This is a genomic window from Pseudogemmobacter lacusdianii (assembly GCF_030848395.1).
Lineage (GTDB): Bacteria > Pseudomonadota > Alphaproteobacteria > Rhodobacterales > Rhodobacteraceae > Pseudogemmobacter > Pseudogemmobacter lacusdianii.
The window spans coordinates 130,209-144,703 of sequence record NZ_JAVDBT010000006.1 but is presented as its reverse complement, the minus strand read 5'-3'; the positions used below and the strand labels follow the sequence as shown (position 1 = coordinate 144,703).

General features: G+C 62.3%; 16 protein-coding genes. 10 read left to right on the top strand and 6 right to left on the bottom strand.

Translation table 11 applies throughout. The features are described from left to right. The first annotated feature begins 62 nt into the window (after positions 1 to 62). Both Q9295_RS07955 and Q9295_RS07950 read left to right on the top strand, forming a co-directional pair. Positions 63 to 1,853, top strand: a complete 1,791-nt coding sequence (locus Q9295_RS07955) for a tetratricopeptide repeat protein (protein WP_306680002.1) — start codon at positions 63 to 65, stop codon at positions 1,851 to 1,853. Beyond that, on the top strand, positions 1,843 to 2,664 hold the full coding sequence (locus Q9295_RS07950) for a 4-(cytidine 5'-diphospho)-2-C-methyl-D-erythritol kinase (protein WP_306680001.1): 822 nt from the start codon (positions 1,843 to 1,845) through the stop codon (positions 2,662 to 2,664). The genes Q9295_RS07955 and Q9295_RS07950 overlap by 11 nt, the downstream gene beginning before the upstream one ends. Here the strand turns inward: Q9295_RS07950 and Q9295_RS07945 are convergent. Beyond that, positions 2,657 to 3,664, bottom strand: coding sequence for a polyprenyl synthetase family protein (locus Q9295_RS07945; RefSeq protein WP_306680000.1), 1,008 nt, complete (start codon positions 3,662 to 3,664; stop codon positions 2,657 to 2,659). The two genes, Q9295_RS07950 and Q9295_RS07945, sit on opposite strands and share 8 nt — an antisense overlap. A gap of 55 nt (positions 3,665 to 3,719) precedes the next feature. Here Q9295_RS07945 and Q9295_RS07940 point away from each other — a divergent pair, with 55 nt between their 5' ends. The 3 genes from Q9295_RS07940 (at position 3,720) to Q9295_RS07930 (ending at position 4,958) form a co-directional block, all read left to right on the top strand. Then, the gene (locus Q9295_RS07940) at positions 3,720 to 3,935 is read left to right on the top strand and encodes a putative signal transducing protein (RefSeq protein ID WP_306679999.1); all 216 of its coding nucleotides are present in this window, start codon (positions 3,720 to 3,722) and stop codon (positions 3,933 to 3,935) included. Further along, positions 3,935 to 4,693 carry a tRNA1(Val) (adenine(37)-N6)-methyltransferase gene (locus Q9295_RS07935; protein ID WP_306680094.1) on the top strand — a complete coding sequence of 253 codons (759 nt, stop codon included), beginning with the start codon at positions 3,935 to 3,937 and terminating at the stop codon, positions 4,691 to 4,693. Before Q9295_RS07940 ends, Q9295_RS07935 begins: the two co-directional genes overlap by 1 nt. Before the next feature lie 100 nt (positions 4,694 to 4,793). Next, the gene (locus Q9295_RS07930; protein WP_306679998.1) at positions 4,794 to 4,958 is read left to right on the top strand and encodes a YdcH family protein; all 165 of its coding nucleotides are present in this window, start codon (positions 4,794 to 4,796) and stop codon (positions 4,956 to 4,958) included. Between the two features lie 66 nt (positions 4,959 to 5,024). On the opposite strand, the gene yddG is transcribed toward Q9295_RS07930, so the two are convergent. The 4 genes from yddG to Q9295_RS07910 form a co-directional block, all read right to left on the bottom strand. Further along, positions 5,025 to 5,879: an aromatic amino acid exporter YddG gene (gene yddG / locus Q9295_RS07925; RefSeq protein WP_306679997.1), complete on the bottom strand. Its 855-nt coding sequence runs from the start codon at positions 5,877 to 5,879 to the stop codon at positions 5,025 to 5,027. Positions 5,880 to 5,977: 98 nt separating this feature from the next. Continuing rightward, positions 5,978 to 6,703, bottom strand: a complete 726-nt coding sequence (phbB, locus tag Q9295_RS07920) for an acetoacetyl-CoA reductase (protein WP_306679996.1) — start codon at positions 6,701 to 6,703, stop codon at positions 5,978 to 5,980. 129 nt (positions 6,704 to 6,832) lie between these two features. Further along, complete coding sequence (locus tag Q9295_RS07915) at positions 6,833 to 8,008, bottom strand: acetyl-CoA C-acetyltransferase (protein ID WP_306679995.1); 1,176 nt, start codon at positions 8,006 to 8,008, stop codon at positions 6,833 to 6,835. A gap of 109 nt (positions 8,009 to 8,117) precedes the next feature. Continuing rightward, positions 8,118 to 8,978: an EAL domain-containing protein gene (locus Q9295_RS07910; protein WP_306679994.1), complete on the bottom strand. Its 861-nt coding sequence runs from the start codon at positions 8,976 to 8,978 to the stop codon at positions 8,118 to 8,120. Between the two features lie 142 nt (positions 8,979 to 9,120). On the opposite strand from Q9295_RS07910, the gene Q9295_RS07905 reads away from it, so the two are divergent. From Q9295_RS07905 to Q9295_RS07890, 4 genes are all read left to right on the top strand, one after another. Beyond that, the gene (locus tag Q9295_RS07905) at positions 9,121 to 9,687 is read left to right on the top strand and encodes a DNA-3-methyladenine glycosylase I (RefSeq protein ID WP_306679993.1); all 567 of its coding nucleotides are present in this window, start codon (positions 9,121 to 9,123) and stop codon (positions 9,685 to 9,687) included. Between the two features lie 73 nt (positions 9,688 to 9,760). After that, positions 9,761 to 10,666, top strand: coding sequence for a thioredoxin (gene trxA / locus Q9295_RS07900; protein ID WP_306679992.1), 906 nt, complete (start codon positions 9,761 to 9,763; stop codon positions 10,664 to 10,666). 96 nt (positions 10,667 to 10,762) lie between these two features. After that, positions 10,763 to 11,401 carry an LON peptidase substrate-binding domain-containing protein gene (locus Q9295_RS07895; protein ID WP_306679991.1) on the top strand — a complete coding sequence of 213 codons (639 nt, stop codon included), beginning with the start codon at positions 10,763 to 10,765 and terminating at the stop codon, positions 11,399 to 11,401. Next, positions 11,398 to 11,580: a Trm112 family protein gene (locus tag Q9295_RS07890; protein WP_306679990.1), complete on the top strand. Its 183-nt coding sequence runs from the start codon at positions 11,398 to 11,400 to the stop codon at positions 11,578 to 11,580. Before Q9295_RS07895 ends, Q9295_RS07890 begins: the two co-directional genes overlap by 4 nt. 102 nt (positions 11,581 to 11,682) lie before the next feature. Here Q9295_RS07890 and Q9295_RS07885 read toward each other — a convergent pair whose 3' ends face one another. Next, complete coding sequence (locus tag Q9295_RS07885; protein WP_306679989.1) at positions 11,683 to 12,912, bottom strand: UbiH/UbiF/VisC/COQ6 family ubiquinone biosynthesis hydroxylase; 1,230 nt, start codon at positions 12,910 to 12,912, stop codon at positions 11,683 to 11,685. A gap of 84 nt (positions 12,913 to 12,996) precedes the next feature. Between Q9295_RS07885 and Q9295_RS07880 the strand changes: the two genes are divergently transcribed. After that, on the top strand, positions 12,997 to 14,328 hold the full coding sequence (locus Q9295_RS07880; protein WP_306679988.1) for an amidase: 1,332 nt from the start codon (positions 12,997 to 12,999) through the stop codon (positions 14,326 to 14,328). Positions 14,329 to 14,495 lie beyond the last annotated feature (167 nt).

The window sequence follows — 14,495 nt, the reverse complement described above, 5'->3', positions numbered from 1 at the left end:
TTGCCCTTCCGCTGTCGCGCGGATAGCCTTGGGCGAAACACGTTTCGTGAAAAAGGCCGGCTATGTCCTCCAGCTCTCGCCCCGCTCTTGCTGCCGCGCTGACGGCGGTTCTTGCCTTGGCTCTGCCAAGCGCCGGTTCGGCCGAGGCGGAGCCCACGACCGCTGATCGTGAGATCACCGCCGAGACGGTGGTGGTGCCCGCAGCGCAGGGCCTTGCTGGTGCCTATCTTGCCGCGCGGGTGGCCGAGGCGGAGACGGATTTCCGCGAAGCCGCCTATTGGTATGACGTGGCGCTGCAACTTGACCCCGGCAATCTGGCTTTGATCGAGGGCGGGCTTTACGCCGTTCTGGCCTTGGGCGAATTCGAACGCGCGGGGCCCTTGGCCGATGCCCTTGCCGCAGGCCCGATGGAGGATGTGCAGCTGGCCGCCTTCGTGCAAGATGCGTTGCAGATTGGTGCGGAAGACTGGGCGGGCCTTTTGCAGGCCAAAGCGGATGGGCGGCAGGTTGGCCCGGTTCTTGATGAGCTGATCGTCGGCTGGTCGCGCTTTGGCGATGGTAAGGTCTCGGAAGCGCTGAAGGATTTCGATGCGCTTGCCTCAAAGCGCGGCCTTGAGGCGATCGGGCTTTACCACAAAGCTTTGGCTTTGGCGGTTGCGGGCGACTTTGAGGGCGCCGATGCGATTCTGTCGGGTTCGGCGCAGGGCAAGCTGAACCTCAACCGGCGCGGCGTGATCGCGCGCGTGCAGATCCTAAGCCAGCTTGAGCGCAATGAGGATGCGTTGGCGCTGTTGGCTCAGGCTTTCGGCACGGAGCCTGAGCCAATGCTCGACGCCTTGCGCGCCAGTCTGCAAACCGGCGAGACGCTGCCCTTTGATGTCGTCACGGGGGCGAAATCCGGTCTGGCCGAGGCCTTCTTCACCATTGCCGCGCTTTTGCGCAGCGATGCCGATCCCTCCTATGTGCTGATCCACAGCCGCATCGCCAATTTCCTTGACCCGACCAATGCCGATGCTCTGCTGATGACGGCGCAGTCGCTGGAAGAGTTGGGCCAGTATAACCTTGCGGTCGAGACCTATGCCCAAATCTCGCCCGATCAGCCGGTGTTTTACTCGGCCGAGATTGGCCGGGCCGATGCGCTTTATGCCGCGGGCGATAAAGAGGCTGCGGTTGCGGCTTTACAGGGGCTGACGGAAAGTCACTCGGATCTGGTGGTGGTGCACAGCTCTTACGCCGATATCTTGCGGCGTGAGGATCGCTGCGCCGATGCGGTTGCCGCCTATGATGCCGCTTTGGCATTGGTGGACGACGTTCAGCCGATGCATTGGAGCCTTTTCTTCAGCCGGGGCGTTTGCCATGAGCAGCTGAAGGATTGGCCGAAGACCGAAGCCGATTTTCGCCGCGCTTTAGAGCTGCGCCCCGGCCAGCCGCAGGTGCTGAACTACCTTGGCTATTCGATGGTCGATCGCGGGATCAACCTGGAAGAGGCTTTGTCTCTCATCGAAAAGGCCGTCAAAGCCGAGCCGGAGTCGGGCTATATCATCGACAGCCTCGCTTGGGCCTATTTCCGGTTGGGCCGCTATGATGAGGCCTTGAAGCCAATGGAAAAGGCCTCGCTGCTTGAGCCCAGCGATCCGGTGGTGACCGACCATTTGGGCGATGTCTATTGGATGGTGGGCCGCAAGCGTGAGGCCGAATTCCAATGGCACCGTGCGCTTTCCTTCAGCCCGACTGAAAAGGATGCAGAGCGCATCCGCAAGAAGCTTGAGATCGGCTTGGATCAGGTGATGGCGGCAGAGGCCTCGGCCCCGGTGGAGGCGCAACCCGAGGCTGCCACAACGCATGGCGGCTGAGACCGAATTCGCCGCTGCGAAGATTAACCTTTGCCTGCATGTGACCGGGCAAAGGGCTGATGGCTATCACCTTTTGGATTCTTTGGTGTGCTTTGCCGATATCGGCGACCGTGTGACGGTCACGGCGGGGCAGGGGCTGAAGATCACCGGTCCGCAAGCCGCACAGCTTGCACCTATGCCGGATAATCTTTGCCTGCGTGCGGCCGAGGCTATGGGCGGCGGCGTGAGCATTGGCTTGGAAAAGCACCTGCCCATCGCCTCGGGCATCGGCGGCGGATCGGCCGACGCGGCGGCGGTCTTGCGGGCAATGGCGCGGATGGGCCGGACCTTGCCTGAGCCTGCGCAGGTCTTGGCGCTTGGCGCGGATGTGCCGGTGTGCCTTTCAGGCCGGGCCACAAGGATGCAAGGCGTGGGCGAGGTGCTGACGCCTGTCTCCCTGCCGTCGGCTTGGCTGGTGCTGGTGAACCCGGGTGTCGGAGTCTCGACCCCCGAAATCTTCCGCGCGCTTGGCCGCAAGGACAATGCGCCGCTTTCGGATCTGCCGGAATGGCGCGATTGCCATGCGCTTGCCGATTGGCTGGCCGCGCAGCGCAATGACCTGCAAGCCCCAGCGATCGCCCTTCAGCCCGTGATCGAAGATTGCCTTGCTGCGCTCGAAGCCCAGTCGGGCTGCGCTTTGGCACGGATGTCAGGCTCGGGTGCCACCTGCTTTGGGCTCTTTAAGGATCAGGCCAAAGCCGATACCGCCCGGGCAGCATTGGCGGCCCGCCACCCCGCGTGGTGGGTGGCGGCGGGCCAGATGCTCAGTTGATCCGGCTGACCACATAAGCGGCAAGCTCTGAGAGCAGGTCGCGCAAAGGATGCTCGGGCAAAATCTCAAGCGATTTTCGGGCCTTGTCCGACCAAGCCAAAGCATCATCCCGCGCGGCTGTCAAAGCGCCATGCTTGGTCATCAGCGCCAAAGCCTGCTCAAGATCGCCCTCGCGCTGGTCACCTTTTTCGATCACCCGTTGCCAGAAGGCGCGCTCTTCCGCGTCAGCTGCGGCCACCGCTTTGATCAGCGGCAGCGTCAACTTCCGCTCGCGGAAATCATCGCCGGTGTTCTTGCCAATCGCCGCCGCCGAGCCGCCGTAATCCAACAGATCATCGGCGATCTGGAAGGCGATCCCCAAAGCATCGCCATAATCATAAAGCGCGCGGATCTGCGCCTCGGGCGCGCCCGAGATCACCGCGCCCGCCTCGGTCGCGGCCGAGAAGAGAGCAGCAGTTTTGCCACGGATGACCTTCAGATAGATCTCTTCCGTCGTGCCCAGATCCTGCGCTGCGGTCAGTTGCAAAACCTCGCCCTCGGCAATGACGGCCGAGGCATTGGCCAAGATGTCCAAGACCCGCAAAGAGCCGGTCTCGACCATCAACTGGAAACTGCGCGCGAAAAGATAATCGCCGACCAGAACCGACGACTTGTTGTCCCACAGAAGGTTGGCTGTGGGCCGCCCGCGCCGCCGCTCGCTTTCGTCAACCACATCATCATGCAGCAACGTGGCGGTGTGGATGAACTCCACCGTTGCCGCCAGCTTTTGGTGATCGTTGCCCTCATAGCCACAGATCCGCGCCGCGGCCAAGGTCAGCATCGGCCGCAGACGCTTGCCGCCAGCTTCGATCAAATGCGCCGTCACCTCGGGGATACGCGGCGCGTGTTCCGAGGCCATGCGGTCGCGGATCAGCGCATTTACCGCAGCCATATCCTCAGCCAAATGCGCGGCAATACGCACTTCTGGCCCGGCTTGAGGTTTGTCTGGCTGAGCGTTCATCCGCGATCCTTCCACGGCCTTGCCCCATGGCGCAGGCACGGCTATTTCCTGTAATATGAAGGAACTCTTGCGCACCAACGACCCTACTGTGATCGCTTTCGCTCAGGCCCTTCTCGACGGGGAGGGTATAACTTCCTTCGCCCTCGACGTCCACATGAGCATCCTTGATGGCTCTTTGGGTTTTTTGCCGCAAAGGCTTATGGTGGCGGAGCGCGATCTTTTCATCGCCAGAGCCACCTGCCGGGACAATGGGATTGAGCCAAGCGCGTGATATTCCTTGATGATCAGCTGACAGACGACAAATTTCTCTGCGGCAAGCTGCGGCTTTTTCAGCCTGCGACGGGCTACCGCGCAGCGACGGATGCGGTGCTTTTGGCGGCGGCTTGTCCCGCAGTTTCGGGCCAATCTGTGCTGGATCTGGGCTGTGGGGCGGGGGCGGCAACGCTTTGCTTGGCGGCGCGTGTGCCGGCATTGCACCATGCCGGGCTTGAGCTGCAACCGGCCTATGCCGAGCTTGCTCGCCGCAATGCCGCGCGCAATGGTGTTGCGGTTGAGGTGGTCGAGGGTGACCTGACCGAGATGCCGAAAGCGCTACGGCGGGACTTTGACCATGTGATCGCCAATCCGCCTTGGTATCCGCCGGGGGGGACGCGCTCACCGCAACCGGATCGCGCCACGGCTTTGCAGGTCAGCCTGCCGCTGTCGACTTGGGTCGAAGCGGCGGCGCGGCGGCTGGCTCCGGGCGGCTGTCTGACGTTGATCGCAGGGGCGGATAGCCTGCCCGATCTCCTTTCGGCTTTGGCGCCAAAGATGGGCACGGCCGCGGTGCTGCCCTTGGCCGCGCGTGAGGGGCGCGCGCCTTTGCGAGTGATCTTGCGCGCGCGCAAAGGCGGGCGGGGTGCCTTTCGGCTGCTGGCGCCCTTCGTGATCCATCAAGGGCCCGCGCATAGTGGCGACCGCGAGAGCTATACGCCACAGGCGAATGCGGTGCTGCGCGACGGCGGCGATATCTTGCCGCTCTTTGCCTGAGCGCGGCACCCTTTCTGCCGGCTCTCATGAATATCAGATGACACGACTCAGCTTCCGTGCTGCACTGTTGAGGTGGCAGCTACAACACAGGAGGTAGGACATGTCGCTGGCTTCTCACTTGCAGGAACTGCGCCGCAAGCACCAAAATCTTTCCACCATGGTCGAGGATGCGCAACGCAGCCCCGCGTCGGATGACCTGAAGGTCGCCGAGTGGAAAAAGCAAAAAATGAAGCTGAAAGAAGAGATTACGCGCCTGTCTCAATAAAGGCGACAGGCTTGCGTGTTAGGGGAAGACCTGCACCATCCTCCCCTTTGTGCCGCAGGCCGCGCGTCAGGCCCGCGCTTTGCGGGCCGCAATTGCCGCCCCGCCCGCGATCAGCAGGGCGGCAAGCAAGATGGACCAAGACGCGGCCGAGATGCCCGCCGCGACCAGCACCAGCGTTGACAACAACGGCGCCGCATATGACGCGACGCCCAGAAGCTGAATGTCGCCCTTTTTCATCCCGATATCCCAAGTGAAGAAGGCCGCGCCCACCGGGCCGATACCCAAAAGCAGCACCGCCAGCCAGCCAGTGGTGCCCGCCGGCCAGACCGTCTCTTCAAAGCTCAGATGTGCGGCCGCCGACAGCAGCGCGGTGGCCAGACAGAACACCGTCACCGCCTCGGTCGGCACATCGCCCATGCGGCGCGACAGCACCGAATAGGCGGTCCAAGTGATGGCGCAGGCAAAGGCCAAGAGGAAACCCAAGGCGTTGCCTGCACCGCTGCTGTCTTTGGCCAGAATGATCAGCGCCGCCCCGGCGAAGGCCAAAAGCGCGCCGATGATATGCTGTGCGGTCAGTTTCTCGCCCGGCAAAAGGCCCGAGACGAGCACGATGAAGAGCGGCCAGAGATAGGCGATCAACCCGGTCTCGGCTGAGGGGGAGATCCGGAAAGCGGTGAAGTAAAGGAAGTGATAGCCGAAAAGGCCAATCGTGCCAAAGGCATAGACCTTCCACGACACCGCGCGCAGGATCGAGAAGCCCTTCCGCGCTGTCCAGATCAGACCGATGATGCCGCCCAGACCAAAGCATATCGCGTTCAAGAGCAGCGGCGGCACCGGGCTCGATTGGATGGTCAGCAGCGCCAACAGCGCCCACATCAGAATGGCGGTGAAACCGATGGCAGTGGCCTTGGCGCGGGTCATGTAACTCTCCTGAACTGCCATTGCTGTAGCAAGAGAGGCACCATCGGGAAAGGCCCGCCACAGGGGCGGGCCTTGTAAGATGTTGTGCGCGAGGGGATTTATGCCACGTATTGTCCGCCATTCGCGGTGATCGTGGCCCCGGTGATGAAGCCCGCGTCATCGGCGGCCAGAAAGACGACGCAGCGCGCGATCTCTTCCGGCTCGCCCAGGCGGCCGACCGGGATCTGCGGGATGATGCGCTCATTCAGCACTTTTTCATCAATCGCACGCACCATCTCGGTGCCGATATAGCCCGGGCAGATCGCGTTGACGGTGATGCCGGCCCGCGCGCCCTCTTGGGCCAAGGCTTTGGTGAAACCAAGGTCGCCCGCCTTTGCAGCCGAGTAATTGGCCTGACCGGCCTGACCCTTTTGGCCATTGATCGAAGAAATGCTGATCACGCGGCCAAATTTGCGGTCGCGCATGCCGGACCACAAAGGATGCGTCATGTTGAAAAGACCGCTGAGGTTGGTGTCGATGACCTCTTTCCACTGGCCGGGGGTCATCTTGTGGAACATAGCATCGCGGGTGATGCCGGCATTGTTGACCAGAACGTCGATCGGTCCAAGGTCCGCCTCGACTTGTGCGATGCCGGCAGCGCAGGCGTCGTACTCTGCCACCGACCATTTATAGGTCGGAATGCCGGTTTCTTTGGTGAATGCTGCCGCTGCTTCTTCGTTTCCGGCGTAATTCGCCGCAACCTTGTAACCCGCAGCCTTCAGCGCCACTGAAATCGCCGCGCCGATGCCGCGCGTGCCGCCTGTGACCAATGCCACCCTAGCCATCTGATTCTCCCTAACCCGTTGTTAATTTCCCCTATTCTTGAAATCCTGTTATCCAAAAGCAATCAGGCGCGCAACATTATTGCGCGCCTGATTTCCAATTGATGAAATTTTATCCAGATTTGCCGGCGATCAGCCGCGCTCAAGGCACATTGCAACGCCCATGCCGCCGCCGATGCAAAGCGTGGCCAGACCCTTCTTCTTGCCCGAGCGCTGCATCTCGAAGATGAGCGTGTTCAGCACCCGTGCGCCCGAAGCGCCGATCGGGTGACCGATGGCAATGGCGCCGCCGTTCACGTTCACGATCGACGGATCCCAACCCATGTCCTTGTTCACAGCGCAGGCTTGGGCGGCAAAGGCCTCATTCGCCTCCACGAGATCGAGATCGCCGACCTTCCAGCCGGCCTTGTCCAAAGCCTTGCGGCTGGCGAAGATCGGACCGACGCCCATGATCGACGGGTCAAGCCCGGCGGTGGCGTAAGAGGCGATGCGGGCCAGAACCGGCAGGCCGCGCTTGGCCGCTTCTTCTTCCGACATCAGCAAAACCGCAGCGGCACCGTCATTGATCCCCGAGGCATTGGCCGCGGTGACCGAGCCGTCTTTGGTGAAGGCCGGGCGCAGCTTTTGCATCGATTCCAGCGTGGCGCCGTGACGGATGTACTCATCAGCATCGACCACAATATCGCCCTTACGGGTTTTCACCGTGAAGGGGATGATCTCATCCTTGAACTTGCCGGCCTTCTGCGCGGCCTCGGCCTTGTTCTGGCTGGCAAGGGCGAATTCGTCCTGCATCTCGCGCGAGATCTGCCATTGATTGGCAACGTTCTCAGCGGTTTGGCCCATGTGATAGCCGTTGAAGGCGTCCCAAAGACCGTCGCGGATCATCGAGTCGATGAAGTTCATATCGCCCATTTTCTGGCCCGCGCGCAGATGCGCGACATGGGGCGAGAGCGACATCGATTCCTGACCGCCGGCGATCAGAATCCGAGAATCCCCAAGTTGGACATGCTGAGCGCCCAAAGCGACGGCGCGCAGTCCCGAGCCGCACACTTGGTTCAGCGACCAAGCGCTGGCTTCTTTGGAAAGGCCGGCTTTGATATGGGCCTGACGCGCCGGGTTCTGACCCTGACCTGCGGTAAGCACCTGACCAAGAATGGTTTCTTCAACCTCGGCCTTGTCGATGCCCGCGCGGGCGATCACGCCTTCGATGACGGCTGCGCCCAGATCATGCGCCGGGGTATTGGCGAAGGAACCGTTGAAACTCCCCACCGCGGTGCGGCCGGCCGCGACAATTACGACATTGGTCATATGATGCCTTTCCTCAGGTCGAGCCGCGCCCACCGCGCCCCGCTTTGGAATTAGGACTTATCCCACGTTTTCGCAAGAAAGTTACGCGGCAGTGCAGCGTAAACACCCATCATCGGCGGTCCAGCGCGCGGTCGGCCGAGAGGCGGGCGGCCAAGAAGGCGGCGAAATCGGGAGAAACATCTGGCGCTCCGAAGAAAAAGCCTTGCAGGCAACCCACACCTTGGTCCCGCAGCCATTCCGCTTCGGCATGGGTTTCGACGGATTCAGCGGTGAGGAACATGCCAAACTCTTGCGCCAAGGCGATGGCGCCACGCAGGATCTTTTGATGACCGGCGTAGCGGTCGATCCCGCGCACAAAGCGGCCGTCCAGCTTGGCAATGTCAAAGCGAAAAGCGGCCAGAAGCTGTAGCGAGGTGGCCCCCGCCGCATAATCGTCCAAAGTAAAGGCAATGCCTTGGGGGCGCAGTTCATTCATGAAAGGGATCAGCACATCGGGCATCTGCACAGCCGTGGCCTCGCTGATCTCAAGGATCAACCCGCGCCCGATGCCGGGGTGGTTGAGCAGAGATCGCCACAGCAGCTGCGTCCATGGGGCATAACCCACGGAACGCGCGGACATATTCACCGCCACGCGGATGCCGGGGTGCTCTTGTAAGGTCTGAAGCCCCAATTGCAGCGCCGCGAGGTCAATCTCACGGCCCAGCTCTTGCATCTCAACCACGGGCATAAAGTCCCGCGCCGGGATCACCCGGTCTTGCGCGTCCAAAAGCCGGATATAGCCTTCGTAGAAGCCGATGATCGAAGGGTCTGCGGCATAGACCGCTGGTTGATAGGCAAGACGCATCCGCCGCTGCGACAGAGCGGTGCGGACGGTGGTCAGCACCTCACGCTCCATCGACGACAGAGCGCAGGCCAAGGGGCTGGCCAGTTCCGGCTCAACCAAAGCTGCGTTCCCCAAGGGACCTGCCATTACGCCCATTCCTGCACCCCATTCCTGAACCGCAGCATCGCGTGACAGCTTCGGCCTAGGGCGGTAAAGCTTGGGTGAAGATTTCGACGATTGCTCCCCTCACACTGGTTTAAATCCCGCCAATTTGACGCAAAGGCCAATCATGACGCGTTGCAGCTGGTGCGGCACTGATCCGCTTTACGTCCATTACCACGACACCGACTGGGGGCGGCCTGAATGGGATGGCCGCGCTTTATGGGAAAAGCTGATCCTTGATGGTTTCCAAGCTGGGCTTTCTTGGATCACCATCCTGCGCAAACGCGAAAACTTTCGCGCTGCCTTTCGCGGCTTTCACCCCGAGGAAATTGCCACTTGGGGCGAGGCGGAAGTGCTGCGCCTGTTGGCCGATCCCGGCATCATTCGCCATCGTGGTAAGATCGAGGGCACCATCGCCTCGGCGCAAGCCTATCTAAAGATCGAGGCAGAGCAGGGCTTTTCACCCTTCCTGTGGTCCTTCGTCGGCGGCAAGCCCTTGCAGACAAGGTTGCAAAGCCCCTCGCAGGTGCCAACCCAGACCGAGATCTCAGTGGCCATGTCCAAGGCCCTGAAGTCCAAGGGCTTCAAGTTCTGCGGCCCGACCATCACCTATGCCTTTATGCAGGCGGTGGGCATGGTCAACGACCATATGCTGAGCTGCCCGGCCCATGCCGAATGCGCCGCAATGGGCTGACGCCCCTTGGCGATTGCGCATGGAAAGCGCATATAAACCGCGAACCTGACGACACCCGACGAATGAGGACGATATGCTTGGTCTTGGCGAGAAACCCGCAGCTCCGGCCGTTCCTGTAATCATGGACGTGACCGAGGCCAGCTTCATGGTCGATGTGATCGAAGCCTCGCGCGAGGTGCCGATCATTGTGGATTTCTGGGCAACGTGGTGCGGCCCCTGCAAGACGCTTGGCCCGGCTTTGGAAGCGGCGGTGACGGCGGCCAAGGGCAAGGTGCGTCTGGCCAAGATTGACGTTGATAAGAACCAAGGCATCGCGGCGCAGATGCGCATCCAGTCGATCCCGACGGTCTATGCCTTCTGGCAAGGCCAGCCGGTGGACGGGTTCCAAGGTGCTTTGCCCGCCTCGGAGATCAAAGCCTTCATCGACAAACTGACCGCTTTGGGCGGCGACGATGGCTTGGGTGAGGCGATTGCCGCCGCCGAAGAGATGCTCGAGCAGGGCGAAGTCGCCGATGCGATCGAGACCTTTGCCGCGATCTTGGGTGAAGAGCCTGAGAATGCTTTGGCTTATGGCGGGCTTGCCCGCAGCCAGATCGCCTCGGGCGCGCTGGATGAGGCCGAGGCTTTGCTTGCCGCCGCCCCGGCTGCGATTGCCAAAGCCAAAGAGTTGGAGGCCGCGCGGGCCCAGTTGGATCTGGCGCGCCAAGCCGCGAATGCTGGCCCCGAGGCCGAGTTGCAGGCCGCCGTCGATGCCGATCCGCAGGATCACCAAGCGCGCTTTGATTTGGCCGTGGCGCTGAATGCCGCCGGTAAGGTTGATGAGGCGGTGGACCAGCTGTTGGAGCTGTTCCGGCGTGACCGTGAATGGAACGAGGGTGCGGCCCGCGCCCAGCTTTTCACCATCTTCGATGCGCTGAAGCCGCAAGATCCGATCGTGCTGAAGGGCCGTCGCAAGCTCTCTTCGATGATCTTCGCTTAAAGGCGTCTGTCACTGGCCGGGCCGTAACTTGCCGGTGCGGCCCGTGTTTTCCCTCTTGGAGTTGCTTGGTTTGCAAGCCCTCCCTAGCCTTGGCCGATGATGCGTATTGGTGATCTTCCGCAGACCCTTGCGGTCTTTCCGCTGTCCGGAGCGTTGCTGCTGCCGCGCGCCCGGCTGCCGCTGCATATCTTTGAGCCGCGCTATCTGGCGATGATCGAGGATTGCATGAAGACCCCGGCTCGTCTGATCGGCATGGTGCAGCCCCGCGCGGCCGGAGGGGATGAGGCTTTGCAAGCGGTGGGCTGTGCCGGACGGCTGGTGAGTTTTGCCGAGACCGATGACGGGCGTTACATGGTGACGCTGCAGGGTATCAGTCGTTTTCGCATTCTGGGTGATGTCGACGGGTTTGCCCCCTATCGGCGGTGTGCGGTCGATTGGTCGGGCTATGAGCGTGACACCGGGGCGGCGGAAAGTGATCCGGGTTTTGAGCGCGAGGGCTTTATGGCGCTGCTGGCGCGCTATTTCGCCTCTCGAGGCGTGACGGCGGATTGGGACAGTCTGCGCGGCGCCGAGCCAGAGATGTTGATCAACGCTCTGTCGCAGATGGCGCCGTTTTCGCCCGAGGACCGTCAGGCCTTGCTGGAAGCGCCAGACCTAACTTCGCGGCGCAAGACGCTGCAAACATTGATTGAATTTGCCCTATTGGGCGGAGATGCCGAGGATATTGTGCAATGACGGAAGATGTGATCGCGGATCGGCGGATGCTGGAGGCCTTGGTCTGCCCGGTGACCCATGCGGTGCTGAGCTGGGATGCAGAGCGTCAGGAGCTGATCTCGAAAGCCGCCAATCTGGCCTTTCCGGTGCGCAATGGCATTCCGGTGATGCTGGTCTCGGAAGCGCGGGCTTTGGACTGAGCGCGCTTTTTCCGGGGAAGGGGAGGGGGCCAGCCCCCTCTTGGCCCTGATAGGGCCAATTCACCCCCGGGATATTTATGTTCTGAAAGAGGGGCGGGCGCGTTAGATTGGCTTACCGGCCAAAAGGCGCGGCAGCTCTCCTTGCAAGCCGGCGGCCTGACGAATGAAGTTGCGGCGCAGGCCGGGGAGGGCGTTGACCAGCCCCATACCAAGGTCGCGGCCGAGCCGCAGCAGCGGGTTGTCGTTGGAAAAGAGCCGGTTGACCCCGTCCATCCCCAAGGCGAGTGCGGTGGCATCAAAGCGGCGCCAGCTTTGATATTCCTCAAGCGCCACCGCCGAGCCGATATCCTCGCCGCGCCGTTTGGCCAAGATCAGCACCTCGGCCAAAGCGGCGACATCGCGCAGGCCAAGGTTCAGCCCCTGCCCGGCAATCGGATGCACGCCATGCGCGGCATCGCCGACCAAAGCGACGCGCGGGGCCACGAAACGCTCGGCCAAAGAGAGCGACAAAGGATAGGTGAAGCGGGTTCCGGCAAGGGAGATCTCGCCCAAGAAATCACCAAATCGCGGGCGCAGAGCTTGCAGATATTCGGCATCTGGCAGGGCTTGGATCGCGCGGGCTTGGGCCTCGGTCTCGGCCCAGACAATGCTGGAATGATGCCCGCCCGGCAAAGGCAGGATCGCCAAGGGGCCGGAGGGCATGAAGAATTGATGCGCGACGCCCTCGTGGTCCCGCTCATGCTGGATGGCGGTGACCAGCGCGGTTTGGCCATAGCCCCAGCCTTGCCGGCGGATCCGGGCGCGCAAAGCGACGCCGGAATTGCGCCCGTCGCAGCCGACCAAAAGCCGACCCGTCAGCTGTCGGCCCGAGGCCAATGTGACGCTGACGCCGGTGTCATCCACCTCTTGCGCCACCACCGTCTCGCCCGAGAGAAGCGTGATGCCGGGGGTCTCGGCCATAGCGTCAAGGAAGGCGCTGTAAAGGAAGCGGTCCTCGAGCATAAAGCCCATCGGGCCTTCTTCGATCTCATCGGAATCAAAACACAGATGGAAGATCGAGGCGCCCGCCCCTGCATGGCCATCCGAGGTGCGGATCTGCCGCATCGGTTGGCTCTTCTCGGCCACCCGAGGCCAGACGCTAATGCCTTGCAGCAGGCGTTTTGATGCAATGGCAAGGGCATAGGCGCGGCCGTCAAAGCCCGCAACCGCGCGGCTAGCCGCCGGGCGCGCGTCGATCACGGTGACCTTAAGGCCGCCTTGCGCCAAGGCCAGCGCCAAAGCGGGGCCGTTCAGCCCGCCGCCTGCGATCAGGATATCAGCATCATATTCCATCCCCTAGACCTAGGTCCTCTGGGGGCCATTGTCCATGCGACGCGCAGGGATTAGCCTCGCGCCAATGCAGAGTGAGGGGCGAAAATGAGCGGGACTTGGTTCCATATGACAGCGGCCGATCTGGGGCGCGAAATTGGCAAGGGTAAGATCAACCCGGTTGAGCTGACCGAGGCCTATCTGGACCGGATCGCCTCGCATCCTTTGACCGAGCGGATCTATGCCCGCGCAACCCCAGTGCGGGCGCGGGCCGAGGCGATCGCCGCAGCCTCGCGGGCGCAAAAGGGCTTTCGTAAGGGGCTTTTGGATGGCGTTCCGGTCAGCTGGAAAGACCTTTTCGACACCGCCGGCATTGTGACCGAGGCGGGCTCGGCGCTGTTGCGCGACCGTACGCCTGCGCAGGATGCCGAGGTTTTGACGCGGTCCACGCTGGCCGGTTCGGTCTGCTTGGGCAAGACGCATATGTCAGAACTGGCGTTTTCCGGCATCGGGCTCAACCCGGTGATGGGCACGCCGCCCTGTCTGAATGACGAGGCGGCGGTGCCCGGAGGCTCTTCTTCGGGGGCGGCGGCTTCGGTGGCCTTTGGGCTGGCGCCAGCGGCGATCGGCTCGGACACTGGCGGTTCGGTGCGGATCCCGGCGGCTTGGAATGACCTTGTGGGTCTAAAGACCACGCATGGGCTTTTGCCCAACAAAGGCGTGGTGCCTTTGTGCGAGCGCTTCGACACCATCGGCCCCTTGGCGCATTCGGTTGAGGATTGCGCGCTGCTGCTTGGGATGTTGCAGGGTGGCCAAGCGGTGGATCTGGAAGGTGCGGATCTGTCGGGCGTGCGGCTGGCGATCTTGGACACAGTGGTGCTCGATGATCTGCGCGAGGCGCCGGCGAAGGCCTTTGAGGATGCCTGCCAGCGGCTGGCCCGCGCGGGGGCAAAGATCGAGCATATCTCTGCGCCCGAAGTTCCTGAGTCGATGGGCCTTGCGGGACGGCTTTTCACCGCCGAGGCTTACAGCATTTGGCGCGATGTGATCGAGGCCAACCCTTCGGTGATGTTCCCCCGCATTCTTGAGCGGTTCCGCTCGGGCGCTGATATGAACGCGGCCGATTATGTTGCCGATTGGCGGCGGTTGGAGCGGCTGCGCGAAGAATGGGCGGCGCGCGTCAGCGGGTTTGATGCGGTGATCATGCCGACAGCGCCGATTCTGCCGCCCAATCTCGAACGGCTCATGTCCGATCAGGATTATTATGTGACCGAGAACCTGCTGGCGCTGCGCAACACGCGGGTGGGCAATTTGATGGGCGTTTGCGCGCTGACCCTGCCGACCTCGCAGCCGTCCTGCGGTGTCTCCCTTGTCGGGCCAGCCTTTGGCGAAGGGCGGCTTTTGCGGCTGGGCGCTGCGGCCGAACGCGCGATGCGCTAAGGTTAAAACCTGCAGTAAGGGGCCGGATCGCATGTCCGGCTCCTTACTTTTTCCTCCGTGACGGTGCGACATTGGCGTTTGCTGTAGGGTAACAGCACTCGCACACGGATTCTTGGCTTGCACCCGGCGGTTCCCCCCCGTAAAGGGGCGCCCTTCCTGGCCGTTTG

Excerpts from the sequence above, each read along its gene's own strand:
- yddG (WP_306679997.1), bottom strand. The coding sequence starts at position 5,879 with ATGACCCGCGCCAAGGCCACTGCCATCGGTTTCACCGCCATTCTGATG.
- Q9295_RS07885 (WP_306679989.1), bottom strand. The coding sequence starts at position 12,912 with ATGGAATATGATGCTGATATCCTGATCGCAGGCGGCGGGCTGAACGGC.
- Q9295_RS07910 (WP_306679994.1), bottom strand. The coding sequence starts at position 8,978 with ATGGCAGGTCCCTTGGGGAACGCAGCTTTGGTTGAGCCGGAACTGGCC.
- Q9295_RS07955 (WP_306680002.1), top strand. The coding sequence starts at position 63 with ATGTCCTCCAGCTCTCGCCCCGCTCTTGCTGCCGCGCTGACGGCGGTT.
- phbB (WP_306679996.1), bottom strand. The coding sequence starts at position 6,703 with ATGGCTAGGGTGGCATTGGTCACAGGCGGCACGCGCGGCATCGGCGCG.
- Q9295_RS07890 (WP_306679990.1), top strand. The coding sequence starts at position 11,398 with ATGACGGAAGATGTGATCGCGGATCGGCGGATGCTGGAGGCCTTGGTC.
- Q9295_RS07950 (WP_306680001.1), top strand. The coding sequence starts at position 1,843 with ATGGCGGCTGAGACCGAATTCGCCGCTGCGAAGATTAACCTTTGCCTG.
- Q9295_RS07930 (WP_306679998.1), top strand. The coding sequence starts at position 4,794 with ATGTCGCTGGCTTCTCACTTGCAGGAACTGCGCCGCAAGCACCAAAAT.
- Q9295_RS07915 (WP_306679995.1), bottom strand. The coding sequence starts at position 8,008 with ATGACCAATGTCGTAATTGTCGCGGCCGGCCGCACCGCGGTGGGGAGT.
- Q9295_RS07945 (WP_306680000.1), bottom strand. The coding sequence starts at position 3,664 with ATGAACGCTCAGCCAGACAAACCTCAAGCCGGGCCAGAAGTGCGTATT.
- Q9295_RS07880 (WP_306679988.1), top strand. The coding sequence starts at position 12,997 with ATGAGCGGGACTTGGTTCCATATGACAGCGGCCGATCTGGGGCGCGAA.
- Q9295_RS07940 (WP_306679999.1), top strand. The coding sequence starts at position 3,720 with ATGAAGGAACTCTTGCGCACCAACGACCCTACTGTGATCGCTTTCGCT.
- trxA (WP_306679992.1), top strand. The coding sequence starts at position 9,761 with ATGCTTGGTCTTGGCGAGAAACCCGCAGCTCCGGCCGTTCCTGTAATC.
- Q9295_RS07905 (WP_306679993.1), top strand. The coding sequence starts at position 9,121 with ATGACGCGTTGCAGCTGGTGCGGCACTGATCCGCTTTACGTCCATTAC.
- Q9295_RS07895 (WP_306679991.1), top strand. The coding sequence starts at position 10,763 with ATGATGCGTATTGGTGATCTTCCGCAGACCCTTGCGGTCTTTCCGCTG.